At 71.9% G+C, this 21,485-nt stretch carries 22 protein-coding genes; 9 read left to right on the top strand and 13 right to left on the bottom strand.

Annotated elements, in window-relative coordinates:
* Positions 1-98 precede the first annotated feature (98 nt).
* A complete protein-coding gene (locus ABGA98_RS11720; RefSeq protein WP_347618237.1) occupies positions 99-2,111 on the top strand; it encodes an ATP-dependent DNA helicase in 2,013 nt (670 codons plus the stop codon).
* Between the two features lie 408 nt (positions 2,112-2,519).
* Here ABGA98_RS11720 and ABGA98_RS11715 read toward each other — a convergent pair whose 3' ends face one another.
* Genes ABGA98_RS11715 through ABGA98_RS11690 form a run of 6 tightly spaced genes read right to left on the bottom strand, consistent with a single transcriptional unit; the run spans position 2,520 to position 7,091 of the window.
* Entirely contained in the window at positions 2,520-3,272 is a 753-nt protein-coding gene (locus ABGA98_RS11715) for an SGNH/GDSL hydrolase family protein (protein WP_347618236.1), read from the bottom strand.
* Entirely contained in the window at positions 3,269-3,703 is a 435-nt protein-coding gene (gene aroQ / locus ABGA98_RS11710; protein ID WP_347618235.1) for a type II 3-dehydroquinate dehydratase, read from the bottom strand. Before aroQ ends, ABGA98_RS11715 begins: the two co-directional genes overlap by 4 nt.
* Positions 3,700-4,770, bottom strand: a complete 1,071-nt coding sequence (gene aroB, locus ABGA98_RS11705) for a 3-dehydroquinate synthase (RefSeq protein WP_347618234.1) — start codon at positions 4,768-4,770, stop codon at positions 3,700-3,702. The genes aroQ and aroB overlap by 4 nt, the downstream gene beginning before the upstream one ends.
* Entirely contained in the window at positions 4,767-5,285 is a 519-nt protein-coding gene (locus ABGA98_RS11700) for a shikimate kinase (protein ID WP_347618233.1), read from the bottom strand. The genes aroB and ABGA98_RS11700 overlap by 4 nt, the downstream gene beginning before the upstream one ends.
* The gene (gene aroC, locus ABGA98_RS11695) at positions 5,282-6,463 is read right to left on the bottom strand and encodes a chorismate synthase (protein ID WP_347618232.1); all 1,182 of its coding nucleotides are present in this window, start codon (positions 6,461-6,463) and stop codon (positions 5,282-5,284) included. The genes ABGA98_RS11700 and aroC overlap by 4 nt, the downstream gene beginning before the upstream one ends.
* Positions 6,464-6,509: 46 nt before the next feature.
* Positions 6,510-7,091, bottom strand: coding sequence for an A24 family peptidase (locus ABGA98_RS11690; protein ID WP_347618231.1), 582 nt, complete (start codon positions 7,089-7,091; stop codon positions 6,510-6,512).
* A 385-nt stretch (positions 7,092-7,476) separates the two neighbouring features.
* Between ABGA98_RS11690 and ABGA98_RS11685 the strand changes: the two genes are divergently transcribed.
* On the top strand, positions 7,477-8,466 hold the full coding sequence (locus ABGA98_RS11685) for a hypothetical protein (RefSeq protein WP_347618230.1): 990 nt from the start codon (positions 7,477-7,479) through the stop codon (positions 8,464-8,466).
* Between the two features lie 17 nt (positions 8,467-8,483).
* On the opposite strand, the gene ABGA98_RS11680 is transcribed toward ABGA98_RS11685, so the two are convergent.
* Positions 8,484-9,026: an SseB family protein gene (locus ABGA98_RS11680; RefSeq protein WP_347618229.1), complete on the bottom strand. Its 543-nt coding sequence runs from the start codon at positions 9,024-9,026 to the stop codon at positions 8,484-8,486.
* A gap of 360 nt (positions 9,027-9,386) precedes the next feature.
* Positions 9,387-10,478: a ring-opening amidohydrolase gene (locus ABGA98_RS11675; RefSeq protein ID WP_347618228.1), complete on the bottom strand. Its 1,092-nt coding sequence runs from the start codon at positions 10,476-10,478 to the stop codon at positions 9,387-9,389.
* Between the two features lie 141 nt (positions 10,479-10,619).
* Between ABGA98_RS11675 and ABGA98_RS11670 the strand changes: the two genes are divergently transcribed.
* Both ABGA98_RS11670 and ABGA98_RS11665 read left to right on the top strand, forming a co-directional pair.
* Entirely contained in the window at positions 10,620-11,303 is a 684-nt protein-coding gene (locus tag ABGA98_RS11670; RefSeq protein WP_347618227.1) for an alpha/beta fold hydrolase, read from the top strand.
* A 102-nt stretch (positions 11,304-11,405) separates the two neighbouring features.
* Complete coding sequence (locus ABGA98_RS11665; RefSeq protein ID WP_347618226.1) at positions 11,406-12,506, top strand: FUSC family protein; 1,101 nt, start codon at positions 11,406-11,408, stop codon at positions 12,504-12,506.
* Positions 12,507-12,513: 7 nt separating this feature from the next.
* Here the strand turns inward: ABGA98_RS11665 and ABGA98_RS11660 are convergent, their stop codons facing one another.
* The 3 genes from ABGA98_RS11660 to ABGA98_RS11650 form a co-directional block, all read right to left on the bottom strand.
* Positions 12,514-12,897, bottom strand: coding sequence for a type II toxin-antitoxin system death-on-curing family toxin (locus tag ABGA98_RS11660; protein ID WP_347618225.1), 384 nt, complete (start codon positions 12,895-12,897; stop codon positions 12,514-12,516).
* Positions 12,894-13,097 (bottom strand): ribbon-helix-helix protein, CopG family, encoded by a 204-nt coding sequence (locus ABGA98_RS11655; protein ID WP_347618224.1) that lies wholly within the window; start codon positions 13,095-13,097, stop codon positions 12,894-12,896. The genes ABGA98_RS11660 and ABGA98_RS11655 overlap by 4 nt, the downstream gene beginning before the upstream one ends.
* A gap of 99 nt (positions 13,098-13,196) precedes the next feature.
* The gene (locus tag ABGA98_RS11650) at positions 13,197-14,363 is read right to left on the bottom strand and encodes a pyridoxal phosphate-dependent aminotransferase (RefSeq protein ID WP_347618223.1); all 1,167 of its coding nucleotides are present in this window, start codon (positions 14,361-14,363) and stop codon (positions 13,197-13,199) included.
* A 25-nt stretch (positions 14,364-14,388) separates the two neighbouring features.
* On the opposite strand from ABGA98_RS11650, the gene ABGA98_RS11645 reads away from it, so the two are divergent.
* Genes ABGA98_RS11645 through ABGA98_RS11625 form a run of 5 tightly spaced genes read left to right on the top strand, consistent with a single transcriptional unit; the run spans position 14,389 to position 18,717 of the window.
* A complete protein-coding gene (locus tag ABGA98_RS11645) occupies positions 14,389-16,203 on the top strand; it encodes an alpha/beta fold hydrolase (protein WP_347618222.1) in 1,815 nt (604 codons plus the stop codon).
* Positions 16,200-17,117 carry a DUF418 domain-containing protein gene (locus ABGA98_RS11640; protein ID WP_347618221.1) on the top strand — a complete coding sequence of 306 codons (918 nt, stop codon included), beginning with the start codon at positions 16,200-16,202 and terminating at the stop codon, positions 17,115-17,117. Before ABGA98_RS11645 ends, ABGA98_RS11640 begins: the two co-directional genes overlap by 4 nt.
* Positions 17,077-17,874 carry a carbon-nitrogen hydrolase family protein gene (locus tag ABGA98_RS11635; protein WP_347618220.1) on the top strand — a complete coding sequence of 266 codons (798 nt, stop codon included), beginning with the start codon at positions 17,077-17,079 and terminating at the stop codon, positions 17,872-17,874. Before ABGA98_RS11640 ends, ABGA98_RS11635 begins: the two co-directional genes overlap by 41 nt.
* A gap of 4 nt (positions 17,875-17,878) precedes the next feature.
* Positions 17,879-18,325: a hypothetical protein gene (locus tag ABGA98_RS11630; RefSeq protein WP_347618219.1), complete on the top strand. Its 447-nt coding sequence runs from the start codon at positions 17,879-17,881 to the stop codon at positions 18,323-18,325.
* Complete coding sequence (locus ABGA98_RS11625; RefSeq protein WP_347618218.1) at positions 18,322-18,717, top strand: hypothetical protein; 396 nt, start codon at positions 18,322-18,324, stop codon at positions 18,715-18,717. The genes ABGA98_RS11630 and ABGA98_RS11625 overlap by 4 nt, the downstream gene beginning before the upstream one ends.
* 4 nt (positions 18,718-18,721) lie before the next feature.
* Here the strand turns inward: ABGA98_RS11625 and ABGA98_RS11620 are convergent, their stop codons facing one another.
* Positions 18,722-20,218: a carboxyl transferase domain-containing protein gene (locus ABGA98_RS11620; protein WP_347618217.1), complete on the bottom strand. Its 1,497-nt coding sequence runs from the start codon at positions 20,216-20,218 to the stop codon at positions 18,722-18,724.
* 74 nt (positions 20,219-20,292) lie between these two features.
* Complete coding sequence (locus ABGA98_RS11615) at positions 20,293-21,450, bottom strand: CoA transferase (protein ID WP_347618216.1); 1,158 nt, start codon at positions 21,448-21,450, stop codon at positions 20,293-20,295.
* Positions 21,451-21,485: the final 35 nt, after the last annotated feature.

The raw sequence follows: 21,485 nt of genomic DNA, 5'->3' as shown, positions 1-21,485 counted from the left end.
TCCCGATCGACCAGTGTGCCATGCGTGCCGTCGCGCCGATTCAGGAATGCCGGGATGCGTCTGGCCGATCACGCCGCGTTCGGCGCGGCGGCCCTGGAATGCGGGTAGCGTTTAGTGCCGTGCCGGACTCCCATCTCCCGTCAGTGGACGAACTGCTCAGCATCGCGGTCAACGCTCTCGGAGGGAGCGAACGGCAGGGCCAGATCACCATGGTCCAGGCCGTGCGGCAGGCCCTCGACGACAACACGCACCTGGCGGTCCAGGCGGGCACGGGCACCGGCAAGTCAGTGGCCTACCTCGTGCCCTCGATCCGCCACGCGATGGACAGCGAGAAACCGGTCGTGATCTCCACGGCCACGATCGCGTTGCAGCGCCAGCTCGTCGACCGCGACCTGCCGAGGCTCTCCGAGGCGCTGGGCAAGGAGCTGCCGCACGAGCCGACGTTCGCCATTCTCAAGGGCCGGCGTAACTATCTGTGCCGCTACAAGGCGACGGCGGGCTGGCCCGAGGAGGACGAGCAGGACCAGCTCTTCGACCCGCGCGAGGTGAGCGCCACCGGCCGCATGGTGCAGCGCATCCAGGAGTGGGCCGAGGAGACCGAGACCGGCGACCGCGACGAGCTGGTGCCCGGCGTGAGCGAGCAGGCGTGGCGGCAGTTCTCGGTGAGCGCGCAGGAGTGCCTGGGAGCCACCCGCTGCCCGAGCGGCGCCGAATGTTTCGCCGAGCTCGCCAGGGCGCGGGCGGGCGAGGTCGACGTGGTCGTGACCAACCACGCGCTGCTCGCCATCGACGCCATGGGCGACCTGCCGGTGCTGCCCGAGCACGAGGTCGTCGTCGTCGACGAGGCCCACGAGCTCGTCGACCGGGTGACGTCGGTGGTCACCGGCGAGCTGTCCGACACCTCGGTGATGCTGGCGGTCCGCCGGGTCGGCCGGCTGATCGAGCAGCCGATCGCCGACCAGCTGATGGAGGCGGGCGAAGACCTCAAGGCGCTGCTGACCGCCGCGCCGCCCGGGCGCATCGACGAGCTGCCCGAGGTGCTCGGGCTGACGCTGGCGCTGGTGCGCGACACGGCCTGGCGATGCATCACCGCGCTCGGCCCGCGCAACGCCGACAAGGACGACCCTGACAAGGCGGGGCAGCGCAAGGCCGCGTTCACGGCACTCGACGAGGTGCACGACACCGCGGTGCGCATGCTGGAGGCCTACGGGCACGCAGCGGAGGCCGACCGGGCGGAGGTGGTCTGGCTCGACGCCGGCACCGACCGCCGGCCGCCGATGTTGCGGGTCGCGCCGCTGAGCGTCAGCGGCATGCTGCGCGACAAGCTGTTCGGGGAGCGCACGGTGGTGCTCACGTCGGCCACGCTCGCGCTCGGCGGCACGTTCGACCCGCTGGCCGCGCAGTGGGGGCTGGGCGAGGGCAGAAGCTGGCAGGGCATCGACGTCGGCTCGCCGTTCGACCACCCGCGCGCGGGCATCCTCTACGTCGCCAAACACCTGCCCCAGCCAGGGCGCGACGGGCTGCCGCAAGCCTACCTCGACGAGATCGCCGAGCTGATCGAGGCGGCCGGGGGCCGCACGCTGGGGTTGTTCTCGTCGATGCGGGCGGCCAAGGCGGCCACCGAGGCGCTGCGCGATCGGCTGGACGTGCCGCTGCTGTGCCAGGGCGACGACTCGACGATGCTGCTCGTCAAGCAGTTCGCCGACGACGAGCCGACGTGCCTGTTCGGGACGCTGTCGCTGTGGCAGGGCGTCGACGTGCCCGGGCCGTCGCTACGCCTCGTGATCATCGACCGGGTGCCGTTCCCGCGCCCCGACGACCCGCTGACCTCGGCCCGGCAGCGCCACGTGGCGGCCAAGGGCGGCAACGGGTTCATGGCGGTGGCGGCCAACCACGCCGCCCTGCTGCTGGCCCAGGGCGCCGGCCGCCTGCTGCGCGCCCAGGACGACAAGGGCGTGATCGCGGTCCTCGACCCGCGCCTGGCCACGGCCCGCTACAGCGGCTTCCTCCTGGGTTCCCTTCCGCCGTTCTGGCGCACGAACGACCCGGCCATCCCCCGGGCGGCACTCAAACGCCTCGCGGAAACAGCCTCTGAGGCACGCGACGGTTAACACACGACCGGTTCGCGTAGCGGCCAACACCAGACCGGCCGGGTGGGCGGTCGACCTGCCCGCTCGCTGGGCGGTGGGGTCGGCTGCGCATGCGTGCGGGCCCGGCCATCGACGAAACCGCGTGCCAGGAGCCTTGCGAATGCGCGCCTCCGGTGGTGTGATCGCTGCCGGCCGCGCGCATCCCCGGTCACGGGTTCGACCACGGCGAGGGCCAGGAGCGCGCTCCGTAACGGCTGTCCGCCGGTGAAGGGTCAGAAAGCGTTTCCTGGAGGGCCATCAGCCACCTGCGGCGGGTGGCTGAGCACCGCGAAGCCGTAACGACTCGAAACCCGCCACGGGTCAGAGAGCGTTTCCTGGAGGGCCATCGGCCACCTGCGGCGGGTGGCCGAACCCAGCGAAGCCGTAACACTAAAAAGGAGAAAGATCCGGACGCTTGGGAGACACCCCGTCGCCGGAGGAGACGCCGCGGAGGCGGCGGGAGACCCAGGGGACGAGGTGTTCGCGCATCCACTGGGCGTCTTCGCGCCGGCGCGCCCGGGGGTCCACGGCCCGCTCCGGCCAGCCCTTGCGCCAGTCGTCGAACGGCACCCCCAGCACGTCGAGCACGCGCGCGGCGACCAGCCGGTGACCGTCTTCGTTCATGTGCAGGCGGTCGGTGCTCCATGCCCGCCAGTCACGCAGCCCCTGCATCGACCACTGGTCGACGAGCCGGCACCCGTAGAGGTCGGCGATGGAGCGCAGGTGCAGGTAGAAGATGGCGAAGCGGCCGCGCAGGCGCCGCATCACCGGCGTGTCGCGCGGGTCGACCCCGGTGAACAGCAGCACGTCGGCGCCCCCGGCCCGCAGGTCGCGTACGGCTCGCGCGACCTGCTTGGCCATCTCGTCGGCGTCGCTGCCGGGCCTGAGCAGGTCGTTGCCGCCGGCGCAGAAGCTGACCAGGTCGGGCGCCATCTCGACGGCCAGCGGCACCTGCTCGGCGACGATCTGGCTGATCAGCTTGCCGCGCACGGCCAGGTTGGCGTAGCGGAAGCCGGGGTTGTCGGTGGCGAGCCGTTCGGCCACCCGGTCGGCCCAGCCGCGGTAGTGGCCGTCCGGCCCGGGGTCGTTCAGCCCTTCGGTGAAGCTGTCGCCGAGAGCGACGAAGGACTTGTAATGCCTCATGAGGTCGTCTTCATCTCCGCGATAGCGTGCAGCGCAAGGATGTACGACTGTAGCCCGAAGCCCGCGATCGTGCCCGTCGCCACCCCGGCCACGACGGAGGTATGGCGAAACTCTTCCCTGGCCGCGGGATTGGAGATGTGCACCTCGACGAGCGGGGCGGTGCGCTGGGCGATGGCGTCGCGCAGAGCGTAGGAGTAGTGGGTGAAGGCGGCAGGGTTGAGCACGACGGGGATGCGGCCGTCGCAGGCCTCGTGGATCCAGCCGATCAGCTCGGCCTCGTCGTCGGTCTGGCGCACCTCGACGTGCTCGCCGAGCTTGCGGCCGGTGTCGCGGCAGAGGGTGGCGAGGTCCTCGAACGTCTCGGCGCCGTAGACGTCGGGCTCGCGGACGCCGAGCCGGCCCAGGTTGGGGCCGTTGAGCACGAGGATCATGCGGAGATCTCCTTGTAGGCGGCTTCGAGCAGCTCTTCTGCGGGATCTTCGAGGCGACCGGGTCGCGCCAGGTCGTCGAGCACGACGAAGCGCTGCTTGGCTCCGCGGTTCTTCTTGTCCAGGCGCATGTGGTCGCGCAGCCGGGGCCAGGCGCCGGCGCGGTAGGAGACGGGCAGGCCGACGCTCGTGAGGATCGACCGGGTGCGCTCGACCAGGTCGGCGCGTCCGGAGAGGCGTGACAGCTCGGCGGCGTAGACCATGCCGATGGCGACGGCCTCGCCGTGGCGGATGGTGTAGTGCTCTTCGCGTTCGATGGCGTGGGCGAGCGTGTGGCCGTAGTTGAGGACTTCGCGCAGGCCGGATTCGCGCAGGTCGGCGCCCACGACGTCGGCCTTGACCTGGATCTTGCGCTCGATCAGCTCGCGGGTGTGCGGGCCGCCGGGTGTGGTGGCGGCCTCGGGGTCGGCCTCGACGAGCGTGAGGATGTCCGGGTCGGCGATGAAGCCGCCCTTGATGATCTCGGCGAGGCCGGCGACGTAGTCGGCCCTGGGCATGCTGCCGAGCGTCGACAGCTCGCACAACACCCCGGCCGGCGGAAGGAACGTGCCGACGAGGTTCTTGCCCTCGGGCGTGTCGATGCCGTTCTTGCCGCCGACGGCCGCGTCGACCATGGCCAGCAGCGTCGTGGGCACGAGCACGACCTGCACGCCGCGCAGCCACGTGCCCGCCACGAACCCGGCCAGGTCGGTGGTCGCTCCCCCGCCCACGCCGATCACGGCGTCGGAGCGGGTCACGCCGTGCCGGCCGAGCGCGGACCACAGGCGCGCGGCCACGTCGACGGACTTGGCCTGCTCGCCGTCGGGCACGGGCAGGTCGGCGATCTCGTAGCCGCGCTCCGACAGGGTCGCGGTGACCGGCCCGGCGAGATCGGGCAGGCTCTCGGGGCGGATGACCGCGACCGTGCGCACACCCGGTTTGAGCAGCGTCGCCAGCTCGGCCTGCACGCCGGTGCCGACCACGACGTCGTAGGGGCTGTCGCCGCGTACGTGGATGCGCGTCGCGCTCATGCGGGCAGCCCTTTCACGATCTCGTCGGCCAGCTCGGCCGGCTCGCGTTTGTCGGTGACCACGGTCGTCACGGCCAGCCGCTCGTAGACCGGCCGCCGCTCCTCCATGAGCTTCTTCAGCCGGCTGCGCGGGTTGAGCACGAGCAGCGGCCTGGCGGAGCCGAGCCCGACCCGCTGCACCGCGTCGGAGAGCCCCACCTGCAGGTAGACCACGTGGTGGCCGTCGAGCAGGGCCTGGGTCTCCTCGTTGAGCACGGCGCCGCCGCCGAGGGACAGGATGCCGTCGTGCTCGGCCAGCGCCCTGCGCACGGCCTGGTGCTCGAGCTCGCGGAAGCGGTCCTCGCCGTCCTCGACGAAGATGTCGGAGACGGGCTTGCCCGCCACGGCCTCGACGTCGGCGTCGGTGTCGCGGAACCCGACACCGAGCCGCTCGGCCAGCAGCCGCCCGATCGTGGTCTTGCCTGACCCGGGAGGGCCGATCAGCACGACGATGCTCGCCGATGGCTTTGCGCTCATTTGATCACCATGGAAGAGAGGTAGCCGGACAGGTTGCGCGCGACCTCCTCGACGGAGTCGCCGCCGAACTTCTCGAGCGCCGTGTCGGCCAGCACCAGCGCGACCATCGCCTCGGCGACGATGCCCGCGGCCGGCACGGCGCACACGTCGGAGCGCTCGTGGTGGGCCTTGGCCGCCTCACCGGTCTTGACGTCGATGGTGGCCAGGGCTCTCGGCACCGTGGAGATCGGCTTCATCGCGGCGCTGACGCGCAGGACCTCGCCGTTGGTCATGCCGCCCTCGACGCCCCCCGCGCGGTTGGTGATGCGCCTGACGCCGTCGTCGGCGGTGTATTCGATCTCGTCGTGGGCGCGGGAGCCGGGCCGCATGGCGGTCTCGAAGCCGTCGCCGACCGCGACGCCCTTGATGGCCTGGATGCCCATGAGCGCCGCGGCCAGCCGGGAGTCGAGCCTGCGGTCCCAGTGGGTGTAGCTGCCGAGGCCCGGCGGCAGGCCGTAGGCCAGCACCTCGACGACGCCGCCGAGCGTGTCGCCGTCTTTGTGCGCCTTGTCGATCACGGCGATCATCGCGGCGCTGCCCTCGGGGTCGGCGCACCTGACCGGGTCGTCGTCGATGCGGGCCTGGTCTGCGGGGCCGGGCAGCGTCTCGGCCGGAGTCCTGGCGCCGCCGATGGAGGTGACGTGGCTGACGATGTCGACGCCGAGCGCCTGCTTGAGGAAACGCCTGGCGACCTCGCCGAGCGCGACGCGGGCCGCGGTCTCGCGGGCGCTGGCCCGGTCGAGCACCTGCCGGGCGTCGTCGAACCCGTATTTCTGCATGCCGGCCAGGTCGGCGTGCCCGGGGCGGGGGCGGGACCTCGGAGCGTTGCGGGCCAGGCCCTCCAGCTCGGCCGGGTCGACCGGGTCGGCCGCCATGACCTTCTCCCACTTGGGCCACTCGGTGTTGCCGATGCGGATGGCGACGGGGCTGCCCATCGTGCGCCCGTGGCGCACGCCGCCCACGATCGTCACCTGGTCCTGCTCGAACTTCATCCGGGCGCCGCGGCCATAGCCGAGCCTGCGGCGGCGCAGGGCCTCGTCGATGGCGGCCGTGGTCACCTCGACACCGGCAGGCAGGCCTTCGAGGACGGCGACGAGTTCGGGCCCGTGGGATTCTCCGGCGGTCAACCAGCGCAACATGACTCCAAGTCTTCCATGTGCGGCCCAGTGGCCGGACCGGCGTTCATCAACCGAGACAGAGCACGCTGAACGCCCCTAGCAGCATGAACGGCCCGAAAGGGAACTCGGTGTGCCGGGTCCCGCGCTTCGTCACCAGGAGGGCGACGGCGTAGAGCGCGCCCAGCAACTGTCCGGCGAAGGCGGCGACGACCAGCGCCTGCCAGCCCAGCGCCGCGCTCGTCATGCCGATGAGACCGGCCAGCTTCACGTCCCCTAGCCCCATCGCGTACGGCCTGGCGAACCAGAGCAGCCCGTACACGACCGCCAGCGCCGCCCCGCCGGCCAGCGCCGCGGGCAGCTCCCCCGTCGGCACGAGCGCCAGCGCCATGATGGGGTACGCCGGGAGCGTGATCGCGTCGGGCAGCAGGCTCGTACGCCAGTCGACCACGGCCAGAGCCACCCCGATCACGGCGAAGCACGCGTACGGCAACCCCACCCGCCACGCGACGAGCGCGGTGACGGCGGCGCACACCACCTCGATGGCCGGCGGCCACGGGGGAACGGGGGTGACACCGTCGTCATAGACGTCGGCCAGCGCCCGGATGGCGCGTCCGCACAGGAGTCCGAGCAGCGCCATGAGTGCGACCACGCACAGACCCTAAACCGCCCGGCCCGCCCCCGCAGGCCGATCGCCCCGAGCCCCGGCACGGGAGCCGGTTCGTCGTTGCGCCATCCCAAGCCCTGGCGCTGAGCCGGGCCGTCGCTGCGCCCCCAAACCCGGCGTGCGAACCGGTTCGTCGGGGCCCGGTCGTCTGGGCCGCGGCAATCGGAGCCGGATCGGTGGGCCGGATCGGTGGGCCGGATCGGTGGGCCGGATCGGTGAGCCGGATCGGTGGGCCGGATCGGTGGGCCGGATCGTCGCGTCCCAGGTCTTGGCAGGCCCGCCCGGCTGTGGGCGTTCGAGAGCGGAATCCGTCGGTGGGGATGGGGGTTCGGCTATTGCGGTCGGCGAGCCGATCACGGACACTGCCCGCGTGGACAGGGATCGGTTCGTCAGGTTCGCAGTGGTCATCGCGACTTTCGTGCTCGCCCCTGTCCTGCTCGAAATGCTGGCCTGGTACATCGAGGGCGAGGAGTACAACGTCTCCCGCGCCATCACCGTGGTCTCCGTGGTGACAGGGCTGGCCCTGATCGCCCTGATCGCCGGCCGGCTGCGCGGACGGCTGCCGACCATGCTGGTCACGGCCATGACCGTGACGGCGGCCGGGGGGGTCGTGCTGGGGTTCGCGGCCGGGTTCGGGCCGGTTCTGTGGAACGGGCACTTGTCCGGCGAGTTGCTCGGCCTGTCGATGATCGGGATCGCCGCGTTCACCTTGCTGACCGGGACGTACCTGCTGGTCCTCTTCCGGCGCGGCCTGTACGTGCCGCATCTGGAGACGACGGCGGGCCCGTCGCCGACCACGACCAAGCGCAAGGTGATCGGCGAGTCGGAGATCCTGATCCGCACGCAGCCGGACCTCAGCGCGGCGATGGAGAAGGCGCTCGGGAGCTGCGTCTCCGTGATCGACCAGGAGGATCTGCACTTCGTGGCGTTCTTCAGCCCTGGCGGCTGCGCCTTCTACACCGACGTGCTCGATGACGCCGACCTGCAGCACTTCTTCCACGAGTCGACACCCGAGGAACGCAGGATCACCTATCTCAAGCTCGGCCGCCAGATCGACTGGATCGGGCAGCGGCTCGACGCGCACCTCAGGCTGCTGGAGAGCGGCACGGTGATCAGGACCGTGCTGGACGTCGAGCGCGGCGCGCTGTTCCACTACTGGGTCGACCACGGCCGCTACGTCGTGGGCGTCACACTCGACCAGCGCAAGGTCGGCGAGGCCGACGACAAGATGGCCAAGCTCGTCGACATGATCCGCGGCCATTTCACGCTGCCGCCCATCAACCAGCGCAGCCGGCCGGAGCCGGGCGGGAACCTGCGCCCGATCAGGACGGATCAGGCGTGGCCGGAGTCGGGCTCCTGACCACCGGCGCCGGGTGGTTATCGGGCAGGCCTGCGTCCCCAGGGGAAGCGGCGGCGCCTGCGGGTGGGCTCCACGCGGGCGACGGTGACGCCGCGCAGCTCGCCCACGGTGCCGGACTCGACCGCCGCGAGCGCCGCCAGCACGTCTCCCTCGATCACGAACTGCACCGGACCCGCCACGTCCACCACGACCGCGGCCGCCTGCTCCTGCACGGCGGCCCGGCAGACCTGGAGCGCGGTGGCCTGGATGGGCCGGGCGTCCTGACGCCACCTGGCCAGCGCGCCGGCGCTTGTGAACGCGAGCACCGCGTGCCTGCCGTCCTGCCCGACGAGCTTGGGCAGGGCCATCTCGCTCTCCTTCTCCTGCCGGAGCCCGTGCGCGCCGACCTCGGTCTCGGTCAGCAGGGCGACCACGGGCACGAGCAGCCTGGCGCCGCTCAGCGCGGCCAGCACCTCGGCGTCGCCGGCCGTACCGGCCTCGAAGGCGGCCAGAGCGGCGGCGACGGCGGGAGCGGCGCGGCCGTCGTCGTCAGGGTTCAGAGGCTGCGGGATGCTCGGCACAACCCCCGACACTACCCGCGCCCGGATCCGGCCCCGAGCTTGGCCCGCAGCGCGCGCATCCGGCCGGTCACGGTCCACCCCCGGCCGCGCCCGGGTGACATCATGGTTTCCGATGCGGATCGCGCGCCTCCCCCTCGACGAGCAACTCGCCGCCATGCCCCGCGTGCTGCGCACCAACGTGCTAACGGTGTCCTGCGTCAGGTCACGCGACCGGTCGCGGGTTCGACCACGGCGAGGGTCAAGAGTGCGCTCCGTAACGGCGGGCCGCCGGTGAAGGGTCAGCGGGCGTTTCCTGGAGGGCCGTCAGCAACCTGCGGCGAGTGGCTGAACCTGGGCGAAGCCGTAAATACTCATAAAAGCTCATCCATGGTCGGAGATGGCGGCGACCGGGCCGCCGCCGGATGGGCCCTGGTGGACGGCGGCCACCGAGACGAACACGGCGGGGTCGCCCGTGACCGAGGCCGCCACCCCGCCCACCGTCGCCTTGATCTGCCGGTGCCAGTGCACGTCGGAGTCGTCCAGCATGATGTTGCGGCGTCCCCGCACCCGTCCTGACGGGTCGGCCTCGCACTTCATGAACACGTTCACCAGCCGCCCGCCGAGGTCGGACGGATGCGGGCGCTCCGGCAGCGGCAGCCCGGAGTCCCTGATGGCCTCCCAGATGCCGTCGGCGTCGAGGGCGTCTTTCATGACGCTGTGGCCGATGCGGTAGCGGCCGCCGATCCCGCGTACGTTCCCGACGAGGACGATCTGCGCCCGGTCCAGTTCCACGCCCGACGAGCACGAGGCCACCGACGAGTAGAGCGACAGGTCCTTGTGGATCTGGTCGGCGCGCGGCATGTCGATCTCGCCGAGCGCGACGGCGATGCCGAGGGCGGTGGTGGAGTTGGACAGGTCCATGGAGGGGCCGGTCTCCTCGATGGCGGTGTCCTGGCCGCGGCTCCTGGCGTCGGTGATGGTGGCGAGGGTGAGCAGCGGCGTCTTGGTCTGTACGTAGTGCACGTCGCGCGGGTCGTCGATGCCGGCGGTCTTCATGGCCTCGCGCACGCCCGCGGCGACCTTCTCGACCATGGCGGGCCTGCCGATGTCCTCGGGGAGGATCACCTCGCTCATGGCCACGCCCACCGAAAGCCGCGGCTCCTCGGACGGGGGCGCGTCGGCCGTGGTGGCGAAGATGGTGGCGTGCGGGCTGAGCACCCCGTCGGTGCCGCCCGACCAGACCAGCGGCACGCTGTCCGGCGCCGGATGCCCGTGCTCGGCGAGCACCTCGCGGAAGGCGCGGTCGGCGAGGATGCGCGTGTAGTCGTTGACGCCGCCGTTGCCCTCGGTCTTGCCGACGACGGCCAGCACCCGGCCGGCCTCGATCACCCCGTCGGCGATGAGCCGTGACAACCCCGAGGCGTCGGTGACGCTCTCGATGGGCACCTTGCGCACTTCTATCGGGTCCGGCATACGAAGCCCCTTCTTCCCGTACGTTTCCCCCGTCCTGGCGACGCTAGCCGAGCCGGTCAGCGGGGTTCATGGTCAATGTCTGCCCAGGAACGCCGCGGACGATGTCAACGTGCGCTGAGCGGCGGCGGTAGGGTCGCGCCTGTGATTCGCGACGCGCACGTCAACGGGATCAAGCTCGTTTACCGGGAGGAAGGCGATCCTTCCGCCCCCGCGCTCCTGCTGCTCCACGGGCGCACCGCCGACCACAACGACTGGAACGGCATCACCCAGCACTTCGCCGCCCGCTATCACGTTCTGGCGCTCGACCTGCGCGGGCACGGGGCGAGCGGCCGTCCGGGCGAATATCCGCTGCCCGCCATGGCCGAGGACGTCGTCGGGCTGCTCGACCACCTGGGCGTCGAACGCGCCACGGTGGTGGGGCACTCGCTCGGCGGCGTGGTGGCCTACCTTCTGGCCATGAGCCGTCCCGAGCGGGTCGAGCGGCTCGTGCTGGAGGATCCGCCGCAGCCCTACCCGCTGGAGAACCGCGCCCCGCTGGTGGAGGACGGGTCGACGCGGTTCGACTGGCGGATGATGCACGACACCGAGCGGCAACTCGTCGACCCCGATCCGGCCTGGCGGGAGGGGCTGGCACGGATCACGGCGCCGACGCTGGTGGTGTCGGGCGGGGCGTCGAGCCCGCTGCGCGCGCAGGACGTGGCGGCGCTGGTCCCCGGGGCCGAGCTGGTCACGATCGAGGCCGGGCACCTCGTCCACGTCAACGCGCGCCGCGCGTTCCTGCGGGTGGTGGACGGCTTCCTGGACGGGTCGCCGCCGGATTCCTGAACGGATCAGCGGCGGGTTCGTGATCGCAGAACCGGCTCCCGACTAAACACACCTGGCCGGGGCAAACGTGACATTGTGTCGAAGATCCGCCAAGGTGGAGAGGTGCGAACGAGGCTCAGCGATCATGTGAAGGAACGGCTGGGCACGTTCGGCCTGATGGCGCCGTCCATCGCGCAGTGCGCGGTCGGCGCCGCGCTCGCCTGGCTCACCGCCATCGAGCTGCTCGGCCACCCGCGACCGATCTTCGCACCGATCTCCGTGCTCATCTGCATCGGCGTGGGGCTCGGGCAGCGCCTGCGCCGGGTGATCGAACTGGTCGTCGGGGTCAGCCTCGGCGTCGGCGTGGGCGACCTGCTGGTGTCCTGGATCGGCTCGGGCGCCTGGCAGCTCGCGCTCGTGGTGGGGCTGGCGATGACCGTGGCGGTGCTGCTCAACAGCGGAGCGCTCTTCGTCGCGCAGGCCGGCTCGTCGGCCGTACTGGTGGCCACCCTGGTGCCCGGCGAGGACGTGGGCGGCCTGGACCGGATGGCCGACGCGCTCACCGGCGGCATCATCGGGATCGCGGCGGTCGCGCTGCTGCCCGCCAGCCCGTTCATGATCGCCGCCAAACACCTGTCCGGGGTGCTGGACGCGCTGTCGACGGTGCTGGAACAGGCCGCCGCGGCGATCGAGAAGCGGGACGTGGAGCTGGCCGCCGAAGCGCTGGAGGAGGCACGCAACACGCAGGGAGCGGTCGAGGAGTTCGAGGCGGCGCTGGAGACCAGCAAGGAGATCGCCATGATCTCGCCCGTGCACTGGCACCGGCGGGCCCGGCTGGCGCGCTATGAGACCGCTGCCATGCCGGTGGACCTGGCCCTGCGCAACGCACGCGTGCTGATCAGGCGCACGCTGGCCTCGCTCGGAGAGGTCAGCCCTCCCCCGGCCGCGCTGGCCGAGGCCATGCGGGAGGTGTCGGAGGCGGCCCTGCTGCTGCAGCTGGAGCTGGGGGCGGGCCGCGAGCCGACGCTGGCGCGGCAGGCCTTGCTCGCCGTGGCCGCCAGGGAACGGCCCCCGCAGCTGGGGTTCTCGGCGCACGTCATCATCGCGCAGCTGCGTTCGGTGGTGGTCGACCTGCTGCAGGCGACGGGGATGGAGAACGAGGAGGCGACGGCCGCGCTGACCCCGCTGGACGAGCCGAGCGGCGGCAACACCCACCGCCGGTGACCGTCCGTCACGACGGGACGGTGAACGTACGCAACACGTCGGCGATCTCGTCGGCCTCGGTGAGCTTGCCGGAGGCCACGGCGATGACCAGGTCGTAGGCGTCGTCGTCGTTGGAGGGATCGAGTTCGATGCCGTTCCTGGCCAGGAAGACATAGGTGAGAAGCCAGCCCGTCCGCTTGTTGCCGTCGGCGAAGGGATGGTTGGCGACGATCGAGTGAAGCAGGGCGGCGGCCTTCACCAGCACATCGGGGTAGGCCTCACAGCCGAAGAGCGACGTGCGCGGCCGCAGGAGGGCCGCCTCGAGAAGCCCGAGATCGCGCACTTCGACAGGGCCGCCCACGGCGATCTTGGCGACGCGCAGCGCCTGTTCCAGGGTGATATATCGGGTCATTCGCCGAGCCTCCGCAAGAGGTCGGAGAAGCGCTCGGCTCCCTTGCGCGCGAGGTCCTCGGTGATCTCGTCGTCCGAGGCTCGCTCCAGGTAGTCGTCGATCGCGCGCAGGACGACCTGCTGCATGCTGCGCCCCTCGGCGTCGGCGCGCTTGCGGAGGGCTTCGGTCTGCTGGTCGCTGAGGCGAAGGGTCATGGCCATGCCCCTCATCGTAGGTCGGGGAGTGGTATCACCGCGATACCGCAAGCTTCATACTGCCCTCAGCGACCACATGCTTACACACTCTTTACGGAGGGCGCGTCAGGACGACAGGCGCTTGAGCCGGGTCACCGCCTCGTCGATGACCTCGTCCTTCTTGCAGAAGGCGAACCGTACGAAGTGCCGCCCGCGTTCGGGATGGTCGTAGAAGACCTGGGTCGGGATCGCCACCACCCCGGCCAGGCCGGGCAGCCGGCGGGTCAGCTCCAGGCCGTCCTCGAAGCCCAGCGGCCGGATGTCGGTCTGCACGAAATAGGTGCCGGCGGGCTTGAGCACGGAGAAGCCCGCGGCCGTCAGCCCTTCCATGAGCCGGTCGCGCTTGTCCTGCAGCCCGGCCCGGAGCGCGGCCACCCACTCCAGCTCGTGCCGCAGCGCGTACGCCACCGCCAGCTGCCACGGGGCGCTCGCCGTGAACGTCAGGAACTGCTTGACCGTCTGCACCGCCGTGACCAGGGCGGGCGGCGCGCACACCCAGCCGGTCTTCCAGCCGGTGACCGAGAACGACTTGCCCGCGGACGAGATCATCACCGTGCGCTCCCGCATGCCGGGCAGCGTGGCGAGGGGGATGTGCTCGACCCCGTCGAAGGCGAGATGCTCGTAGACCTCGTCCGTGATGGCGATCAACCCGCGCTCCTGGCACAGCTCCGCGATGACGGTCAGCTCTTCCCTGGTGAACACCGTGCCGGTGGGGTTGTGCGGCGAGTTGACCAGGATGGCCCTGGTGCGCGGCGTGACGGCGGCGCGCAGCTCGCCGGGGTCGAACGTGAAGCGGCCGGCCTCCGGCCGCATGGTCACGGCCACCAGCCGGGCCTGGGCCAGCGCGATCGAGGCGGCATAGGAGTCGTAGTAGGGCTCGAACGCGATCACTTCGTCGCCCGGCTCGCACAGCGCCAGCACGCTCGCCGCGACCGCCTCGGTGGCGCCCACCGTGACGAGGATCTCGCCCGCCGGGTCGTAGGAGAGGTCGTAGTGGGCCGAGCGATGCTCGGAGATCGCCTGCCGCAGGTCGAGCACGCCGGGCCCCGGCGGGTACTGGTTGGCGCCCGAGCCGATCGCCTCGACCGCGCGGTCGAGCATCGCGGCGGGCCCGTCGGTGTCGGGGAAGCCCTGGCCGAGGTTGATCGACCCGGTCTGCACGGCCAGCGCGCTCATCTCCGCGAAAATCGTCGTGCCGAAGGTGCGCATCCTGGAAACAAGTGGTTCGGTCACGTGCCCACACTATTAGTCTCGTGCAGTGATCTCTCGGGTCGTGCTCGCCCTCGCCCTCACGGCGCCCCCCGCCGTGAACCCCGCCGTGAACCCCGCCGTGAACCCCGCCGTGAACCCCGCCGTGAACCCCGCCGTGAACCCCGCCATGAACCCCGCCCCCAACCCGGGCATGGCCGCGCGGCATCCGTGCCCGGTCGCCATGCCGCCGCGCACCACCTGCGGTTTCCTGGAGGTCCCCGAGCGGAGGGATGCCCCCGGGCGGACGGTCAAGGTGGCGTACGCCGTGCGCGTGGCGGGCGCCGGTGGCCGCGAAGCGGATCCGGTGGTCTTCATGGGCGGCGGGCCGGGGCCGGCGTCGATGGACGCGATGTCCGTGCTGAGCGCGATGTTCCCCGATCGCGACGTGGTGACGGTCGAACAGCGCGGCGGCCGGCACTCCGAGCCGTCGCTGGGCTGCCCGGAGACCGCGCAGGCGCTGCTCGGGCAGTTGCGGCGGCCGGCCGCCGACAGGGCCGCCGATAGGGCCGCCGACGTGGCCGCGGCGGCCGTACGATGCCGCGACCGGCTCCAGGAGGAGGGCGTCGACCTGCGGGGCTACCGTACGCGGGAGATCGCGGCCGACGTGGTCGCCCTGCGCGAGGAGCTGGGGTACGACGCGTGGCACCTGTTCGGGGTCGGCTCTTCGACCAGGGTCATGCTCGGCGTGGCCGCGGCCGACCCGGGGGGCGTGCGTTCGGCGGTGCTCGACTCGTTCCTTCCTGCGGGCGCCCGCCGCTACGACGGCGCCGATCGCCACCTCGGCGGCGCGCTCGCCGCGCTGGAAGCCGGGGAGCGGTTCGCGGCCGTGCGGGCCAGGCTGAACGCCTCGCCGGCCCGGGTGCCCACGACGGATCCGGTGCTCGGCAGGGCGTTCACGGCATGGGTGACCGGCGACGACCTGGCCGCGATCATGGCCGGGGCGCTGCTCGACGCGGACCTGGCCGCGGTGGCGCCCGCGCTGGTCGGCGGGCTCGCCGAGGGGCGTGACGAGCTGCTGCGGCCGCTGGTGGACGCCGCGGGCGAGCGGCTGGCGGCGCGCGTGTGGGGCCTGTATCACGCGGTCCAGTGCCAGGACGAGGTCCCGTTCAACACCTTCACTTCACAATCACGACTTTTCACCATAAATGCAGACAAAGCGGTATGCGATGCTTGGCAGGTGTCCAGGTCAGAGCCCGTGAACGCCACCCCCTCGGCCCCCGTGTACGTCCTGGGCGGCCGGTACGACCCCGCCGCCCCCGCCGCGACGGCCAGGTCCGCCGCGCAGGCCCTGCCGGACGCCCGCTTCGAGGAGTTCGCCGGCGCCTCCCACGCCGTCTTCCTCACCAGCGCCTGCGCCCGCGGGAAGATCGCCGCGTTCGTCGCCGACCCGGCCACGGCGTCGACCGCCCCGTGCGCGGCCCCCACCACCGCCGCCCGGCCGGGCGACCTGCACGTCACCGCGGCCCCCTACCTGATCTCCCGATCCCCCTGGCTGGCCGCGCCCTTCGCGGCGTTCGCGCTCGCCTCGCTGGTCCAGCTCGTCTCCGGGGCGCTTCGGGGCCGGGCGCCCGCGGCCTTCGCCGGGCTGGCCGGCGTGGCCTTCACGGGGCTCGTGGCCCAGTCCGCGCACACCCTGGCCGGCGCGAACGGCTCCGCCCTGGCCGTCGGCGTCCCCGGCACCACCGGCCCGTACACGTCGATCGCGGTGGCGTCGGCCGTGCTGACGGCCGCGGCGCTGCTCCGCGACCGCAGGTGGCCCCAGATCGCCGCGACCGCCATCGGCGCCGGATTCCTCATATGGTGGTTCACCTGGTTCCTGTGACGCGCATCCGTGAACTCGACGCTCTCCGTGGCTTCGCGGTGGGCGGGATCATGCTGGTCAACACCTGGCAGCACACCACGAAGCAGCAGACCGGCGTCGACTGGACCATCGAGGCGCTGTTCCAGAGCCGGTTCTACCCCATCTTCTCGATGTTGTTCGGCATCAGCTTCCTGCTGTTCCTGCGCGGCAACAGCCGGTGGGCGCTGCTGAGCAGGCTGTTCTGGCTGTTCTGCTTCGGGCTCGTGCAGCGCACCTTCTACGAGGGCGAGGTGCTGACCGACTACGCCTTCTACGGCGCGGTGGTGCTGTTGCCCGCCTCGTTCCTGGCGCCCGGCCTGCCGGTGCTGGTGCTCGGGCTGGCAGTCGCCGGGTGGGGGGTTGCGGTCGGCGGCGGGCCGCTGCTGATCCCCGGCCTGTTCCTGGTCGGCATGGCGGTGTGGCAGTTGCGTCCGCCCAGGTGGCTGCTGCTGCCGTCGTTCGCGGTCGCCGTGCCGGCCACCGCGCTGCTGACGGCCGCGTGGTCGTCCACGCACGCCTGGAGCATCTACAGCGTGGCCGCGCTGGCGGGCGCGGCGGCGTACTCGCTGGGGCTGCTGCTCGCGCTGCGGCCGTGGTCGGCGGCGGTGCTGGAGCCGCTGGGCCGGATGGCGCTGACCAACTACGTCTCGGGCACCGCGATCGTCATGCTGACGGGCCCGCTGGTCGGCGCCGACAGGACCCGCTGGTCGGTGGTGGCTCTGACGCTGGTGACCGTGGCCGCGCAGGTGCTGCTGAGCAGGTGGTGGCTGGCGAGGTTCAGGTACGGCCCGCTCGAATGGGTCTGGCGGTGCCTCACGTGGTTTCGGCGGGTCCCCAACCGGCTAGAGTCTGGCCGTGACCAGAATCGCCCTCTGCCAGATCCCGGTCTCTCCTGACCCGCCGGCCAACCTCGAGAGAGTGCGGCAGGCGCTCGCCCGAGCCGAGGACGCCGACCTCGCGATCTTCCCCGAGGCCACGCTCACCCGCTACGGCAGGCGCATCACGAGCCTGGCCGAGCCCCTCGACGGGCCGTTCGTGTCCGGCCTGGCCGAGGCCGCCAAGGAGCACGGTCTCGCGGTGATCGCCGGCGTGTTCGAGCCGGGCGGCCAGCGCGTGCACAACACGGCCGTGGCCATCGACGCCCAGGGCACGGTGCGGGCGGCGTACCGGAAGATCCATCTGTTCGACTCGTTCGGGGCGAAGGAGTCCGACCTGGTCGAACCGGGCGCCGAGCCGGTGGTCGTCGAGCTGGCCGGGGTGCGGGTCGGGCTGATCACCTGCTACGACATTCGCTTCCCCGAGCTGGCCAGGGCGCTGGTCGACCAGGGCGCCGAGTTGTTCGCGGTGATCGCGGCCTGGGGCTCGGGGCCGCTCAAGGAGGACCACTGGGTGACCCTGGTGAGAGCGCGGGCGCTGGAGAACACCATGTGGACGGCGGCCGTCGGCCAGGCGCCCAACCCGGCCGAGGCGTCCGACGGCTACGGTGTGGGCCGCAGCATGCTGGTCGACCCGCTGGGCGTGGTGCGCGCCGACCTCGGCACCGCCCCGGGTGTGCAGGTCGTGGAGATCGACCATGAGCAGACCGCGGCCGCCCGCGCCGCCTTGCCGTGCCTTGAACATCGGATGCTCCGGTTTCAACAGATCGTAAAGTAGAAGCGTGAGCGGAACGCAGATGCAGAAGGTTGTCCCGCCGCGTCTGCTCGTGCCATATCTGTCGGGCAAGCGCACGGTCATCTCCGGCTACGTCTACCGGGTGCAGGATTGCGTCAGGTTGGCCACGCCGGAGGCGCTCTACTACGGGCTCGACCTGTCGTTCGATGGATCGGAGCTGTTCGCCGAAGTGCCCGAGATCTACGTCATGCGCTGGTTCGCCCGCGACATCGACACCTACGCGGTGCCGTACGGACCGCACATGGGCGGCGACTGGAGCGACGCCCCGCCGTTCGCCGGCAACGGGTTCACGACGTCGTCGGAGCACGTGGTGCCGCAGTTCCACACCGTTCCGATGCCGATCCCGGCCGGGGCGGAGATCATCCGCGTCACCGCTGAGGGCGAGCGGACCTTCGCCCACTACGACGGGCTGACCTGGCGGCCCTCCGCATGAGCGACGAGATCGTGCCGATCGCCGCCGGGTTCGTGGCCCGTTTCGGCGAGCGCACCCTGCCCGCCGCCCTCGGCCCCGACAGCGACCAGGTGGTGTTGTTCAGCGAGACGGAGCTGGAGGGGTTCGAGCCTTCCTCCGGCTACTGGCGGCGAGTCGTGCCCAGGGCGCAGCTGGAGTGGCTGGTGCTGATCCGCACGGTGGGAGCGTTCGGCGGCGAGCCGTGCATCGTGCTCGACGAGGACGACGACGGCCTGCACATCGCCTACACCGGGCACAGCGGGATGAAGGCGGAGGCACTGGGCTACTGGATGGTCGACCACGGCGCCTACGAGGTCGTGGTGCCCCGCGAGGAGGTCTTCTCGATCCGCGTCGAGCGCGTCCCGGTGCCGTAGGGGTCTAACCGGTGGAGACGCCGAGGCCGCGGTAGCGGGCGTGGCGGGCGGCGAGCCGGTCGGCGGGGGCCGCCCGCAGCAGCAGCGCGATCTCGTGCTCAAGCGCCCGCCCGACCCGTTCGCAGAAGTTGCGCGGCTCGTACGCGGCGTCGGGCACCTCGGGGATGACCCGGTCGACGATGCCGTCGCGCCGCAGGTCGGTGGCGCGGATGTGCTGCGCCTGGGCGATCTCGGGGGCGAAGTCGACCGAGCGGTAGAGGATGGCGGAGGCCCCCTCGGGCGGCAGCGGCGACAGCCAGGCGTGCTGCGCGCAGAGCACCCGGTCGGCGGGCAGCAGCGCCAGCGCCGCCCCGCCCGCGCCCTCGCCGAGCAGCAGGCACACGGTGGGAGCGTCGAGCATGACCAGCTCGGCCAGGCAGCGGGCGATCTCGGCCGCCAGGCCGCCCTCCTCGGCCGACTTCGACAGGTCGGCGCCCGCCGTGTCGACGACGGTCACCAGGGGCAGGTCCAGCTCGGCCGCCAGCCGCATGCCGCGCCTGGCCGCGCGGAGCCCGGCCGGGCCCAGCGGCGAGTTGGCCCGCTGGAAGCGCCGGTCCTGGCCGAGCACCACCGCCGGCGCGGTGCCGAACTTGGCCAGCGCCAGCAGCAGTCCCGGTTCGTTCTCGCCCTCGCCGGTGCCGCTGAGCGGGGTCACGTCGGTGGCGGCCAGCTTGAGCAGCGTGCGCACGCCGGGCCGGTCGTCGCGGCGCGAGCGGGTGATCGCCTCCCACGCCTCGACGGGCCGCAGATCCTCCTCGGGGGGAGCGCCGGCCACGACGGCGGACCTGTCGGCGGCGAGCACGGCGAGCGCCTTGATCGCGACGTCGCGCGCTTCCCCGGCCGACACCACCGCGTCGAGCAGCCCCCTGCGGTGCAGGTTCTCCGACACCTGCACGCCCTCGGGAAAGGGGTAGCCGTGCAGCGACTCGAACACCCTCGGCCCCATGAACCCGATCAGCGCCTCCGGCTCGGCCGCCGCGACGTGCCCCAGCGACGCCCACGACGCGAAGACCCCGCCGGTCGTCGGATGCCGCAGGTAGACCAGGTAGGGCAGGCCGGCGGCGCGGTGCGCCTGGATCGCGGCGGTGATCTTCACCATCTGCACGAACGCGAGCGCGCCCTCCTGCATCCGCGTGCCGCCCGAGGCCGGCGCGGACAGCAGCGGCAGCCCTTCGCGCGTGGCCCGCTCGACCGCGCTGACGAACCGCTCGGCCGCCGCCACCCCGATCGAGCCCGCCATGAACGAGAACTCGCAGGCCGCGATGGCGACCCTGCGCCCGTCGAGCCGCCCTTCGCCGGTGATCACCGCCTCGTCGTAGCCGGACTTGGCGCGCGCCGCGGCCAGCTCGTCGGCGTAGGAGGAGCCGGGCGGCGCCGGGTCGGCTGGCGGCGCGTCCCACGATGTCCACGAGCCCTTGTCGAGGACCGTGTCGATCAGTGTGCGCGCGTCCGGACGGCTCACTATCACTCCCTAGAAGTCGGACATCCTTGCAATGGTGACGCATGAGGGCGCCGTCCGGTGCCGCGGGTGGCGGATCATTGTTCGCGCGCCTCCAGCCAGGCGAGCACGGCGTCGTTGTCCTGGCCGAGCGCGGGCGGCGCGCTGTGCTCGGCCCCGGTGAGCCCGTCGAACCGCAGCGGGGGCCCCGGCAGCTCGATCTTCCCGAGCACCGGGTGCTCCACCTCGACGACCAGGCCCTGCGAGCGGGTCTGCTCCCAGGCGTAGACCTCGTCGATCGACCTGATCGCGCCCGCGGGCACACCGGCCTCGGCCAGCCTGGCCAGCCAGTGGGCGCGGTCGTGGGCGGCCAGGGCCCGCTCCATGTCGGCGATCAGCTCGTCGCGGTGGGCGAACCGCTCCCTGTTGGTGGCGTATCGCGCATCGGCGGGGTCGATGCCGAGCAGGGCGGCGACCTTCTTCCACTGGCCGTCGTTGGCCGCGGCGATCTGCAACATGCCGTCGGCGCAGCGGAAGGCGCCGTAGGGGGCGATGGAGGCGTGGTGGTTTCCGCCAGCGCCGGGCACCTTGCCGCCGACCGTCCAGGCGGTGCCGTGGTAGGCGTGCACGCCGGTGACGGCGGCCAGCAGCGACGTGCGCACGACCCGGCCGTTGCCGGTGCGCTCGCGCTCGTAGAGTGCGGCGGCCACGCCGTAGGCGCCGTGGATGCCGGCCAGCAGGTCGGCGATGGACGCGCCGACGCGGTAGGGCTCGTCGGGTGAGGGGCCGGTCAGCGACATCAGGCCGGCCTCGCCCTGGGCGATCTGGTCGTAGCCGGGGCGGCCGCCCTCCGGGCCGTCGTGGCCGAACCCGGTGATGGACAGGATGACGAGGCGGGGGTTGAGCTCGTGGAGGCGCTCGACGGAGAAGCCGAGGCGGTCGAGCACGCCGGTGCGGAAGTTCTCCACCAGGACGTCGCTCTGGCGGACGAGGCGCTCGATGAGCTCCTTGCCCTCCACAGACTTCAGGTCGACGGTGATGGACTGCTTGTTGCGGTTAGCCGCCAGGAAATAGGTCGAAACGTCGTGATCCGGCCCGGCGAACGGCGGTCCCCAGCCCCGGGACTCGTCACCGCCGTCCGGATGCTCGACCTTGATCACCCTGGCGCCCAGGTCACCCAGCATCTGCGCGGCGTGCGGCCCGGCCAGGGCCCTGGAAAGATCGAGCACGACGATGCCGCCGAGGGGTCCGAGCAAGATCAACCTCCTACATGCGATCCAAGGGCGAAAGA

The organism is Nonomuraea sp. B1E8, assembly GCF_039871515.1.
In the GTDB taxonomy this organism is placed as follows: domain Bacteria; phylum Actinomycetota; class Actinomycetes; order Streptosporangiales; family Streptosporangiaceae; genus Nonomuraea.
This window is presented reverse-complemented; position numbering and strand designations above follow the sequence as displayed.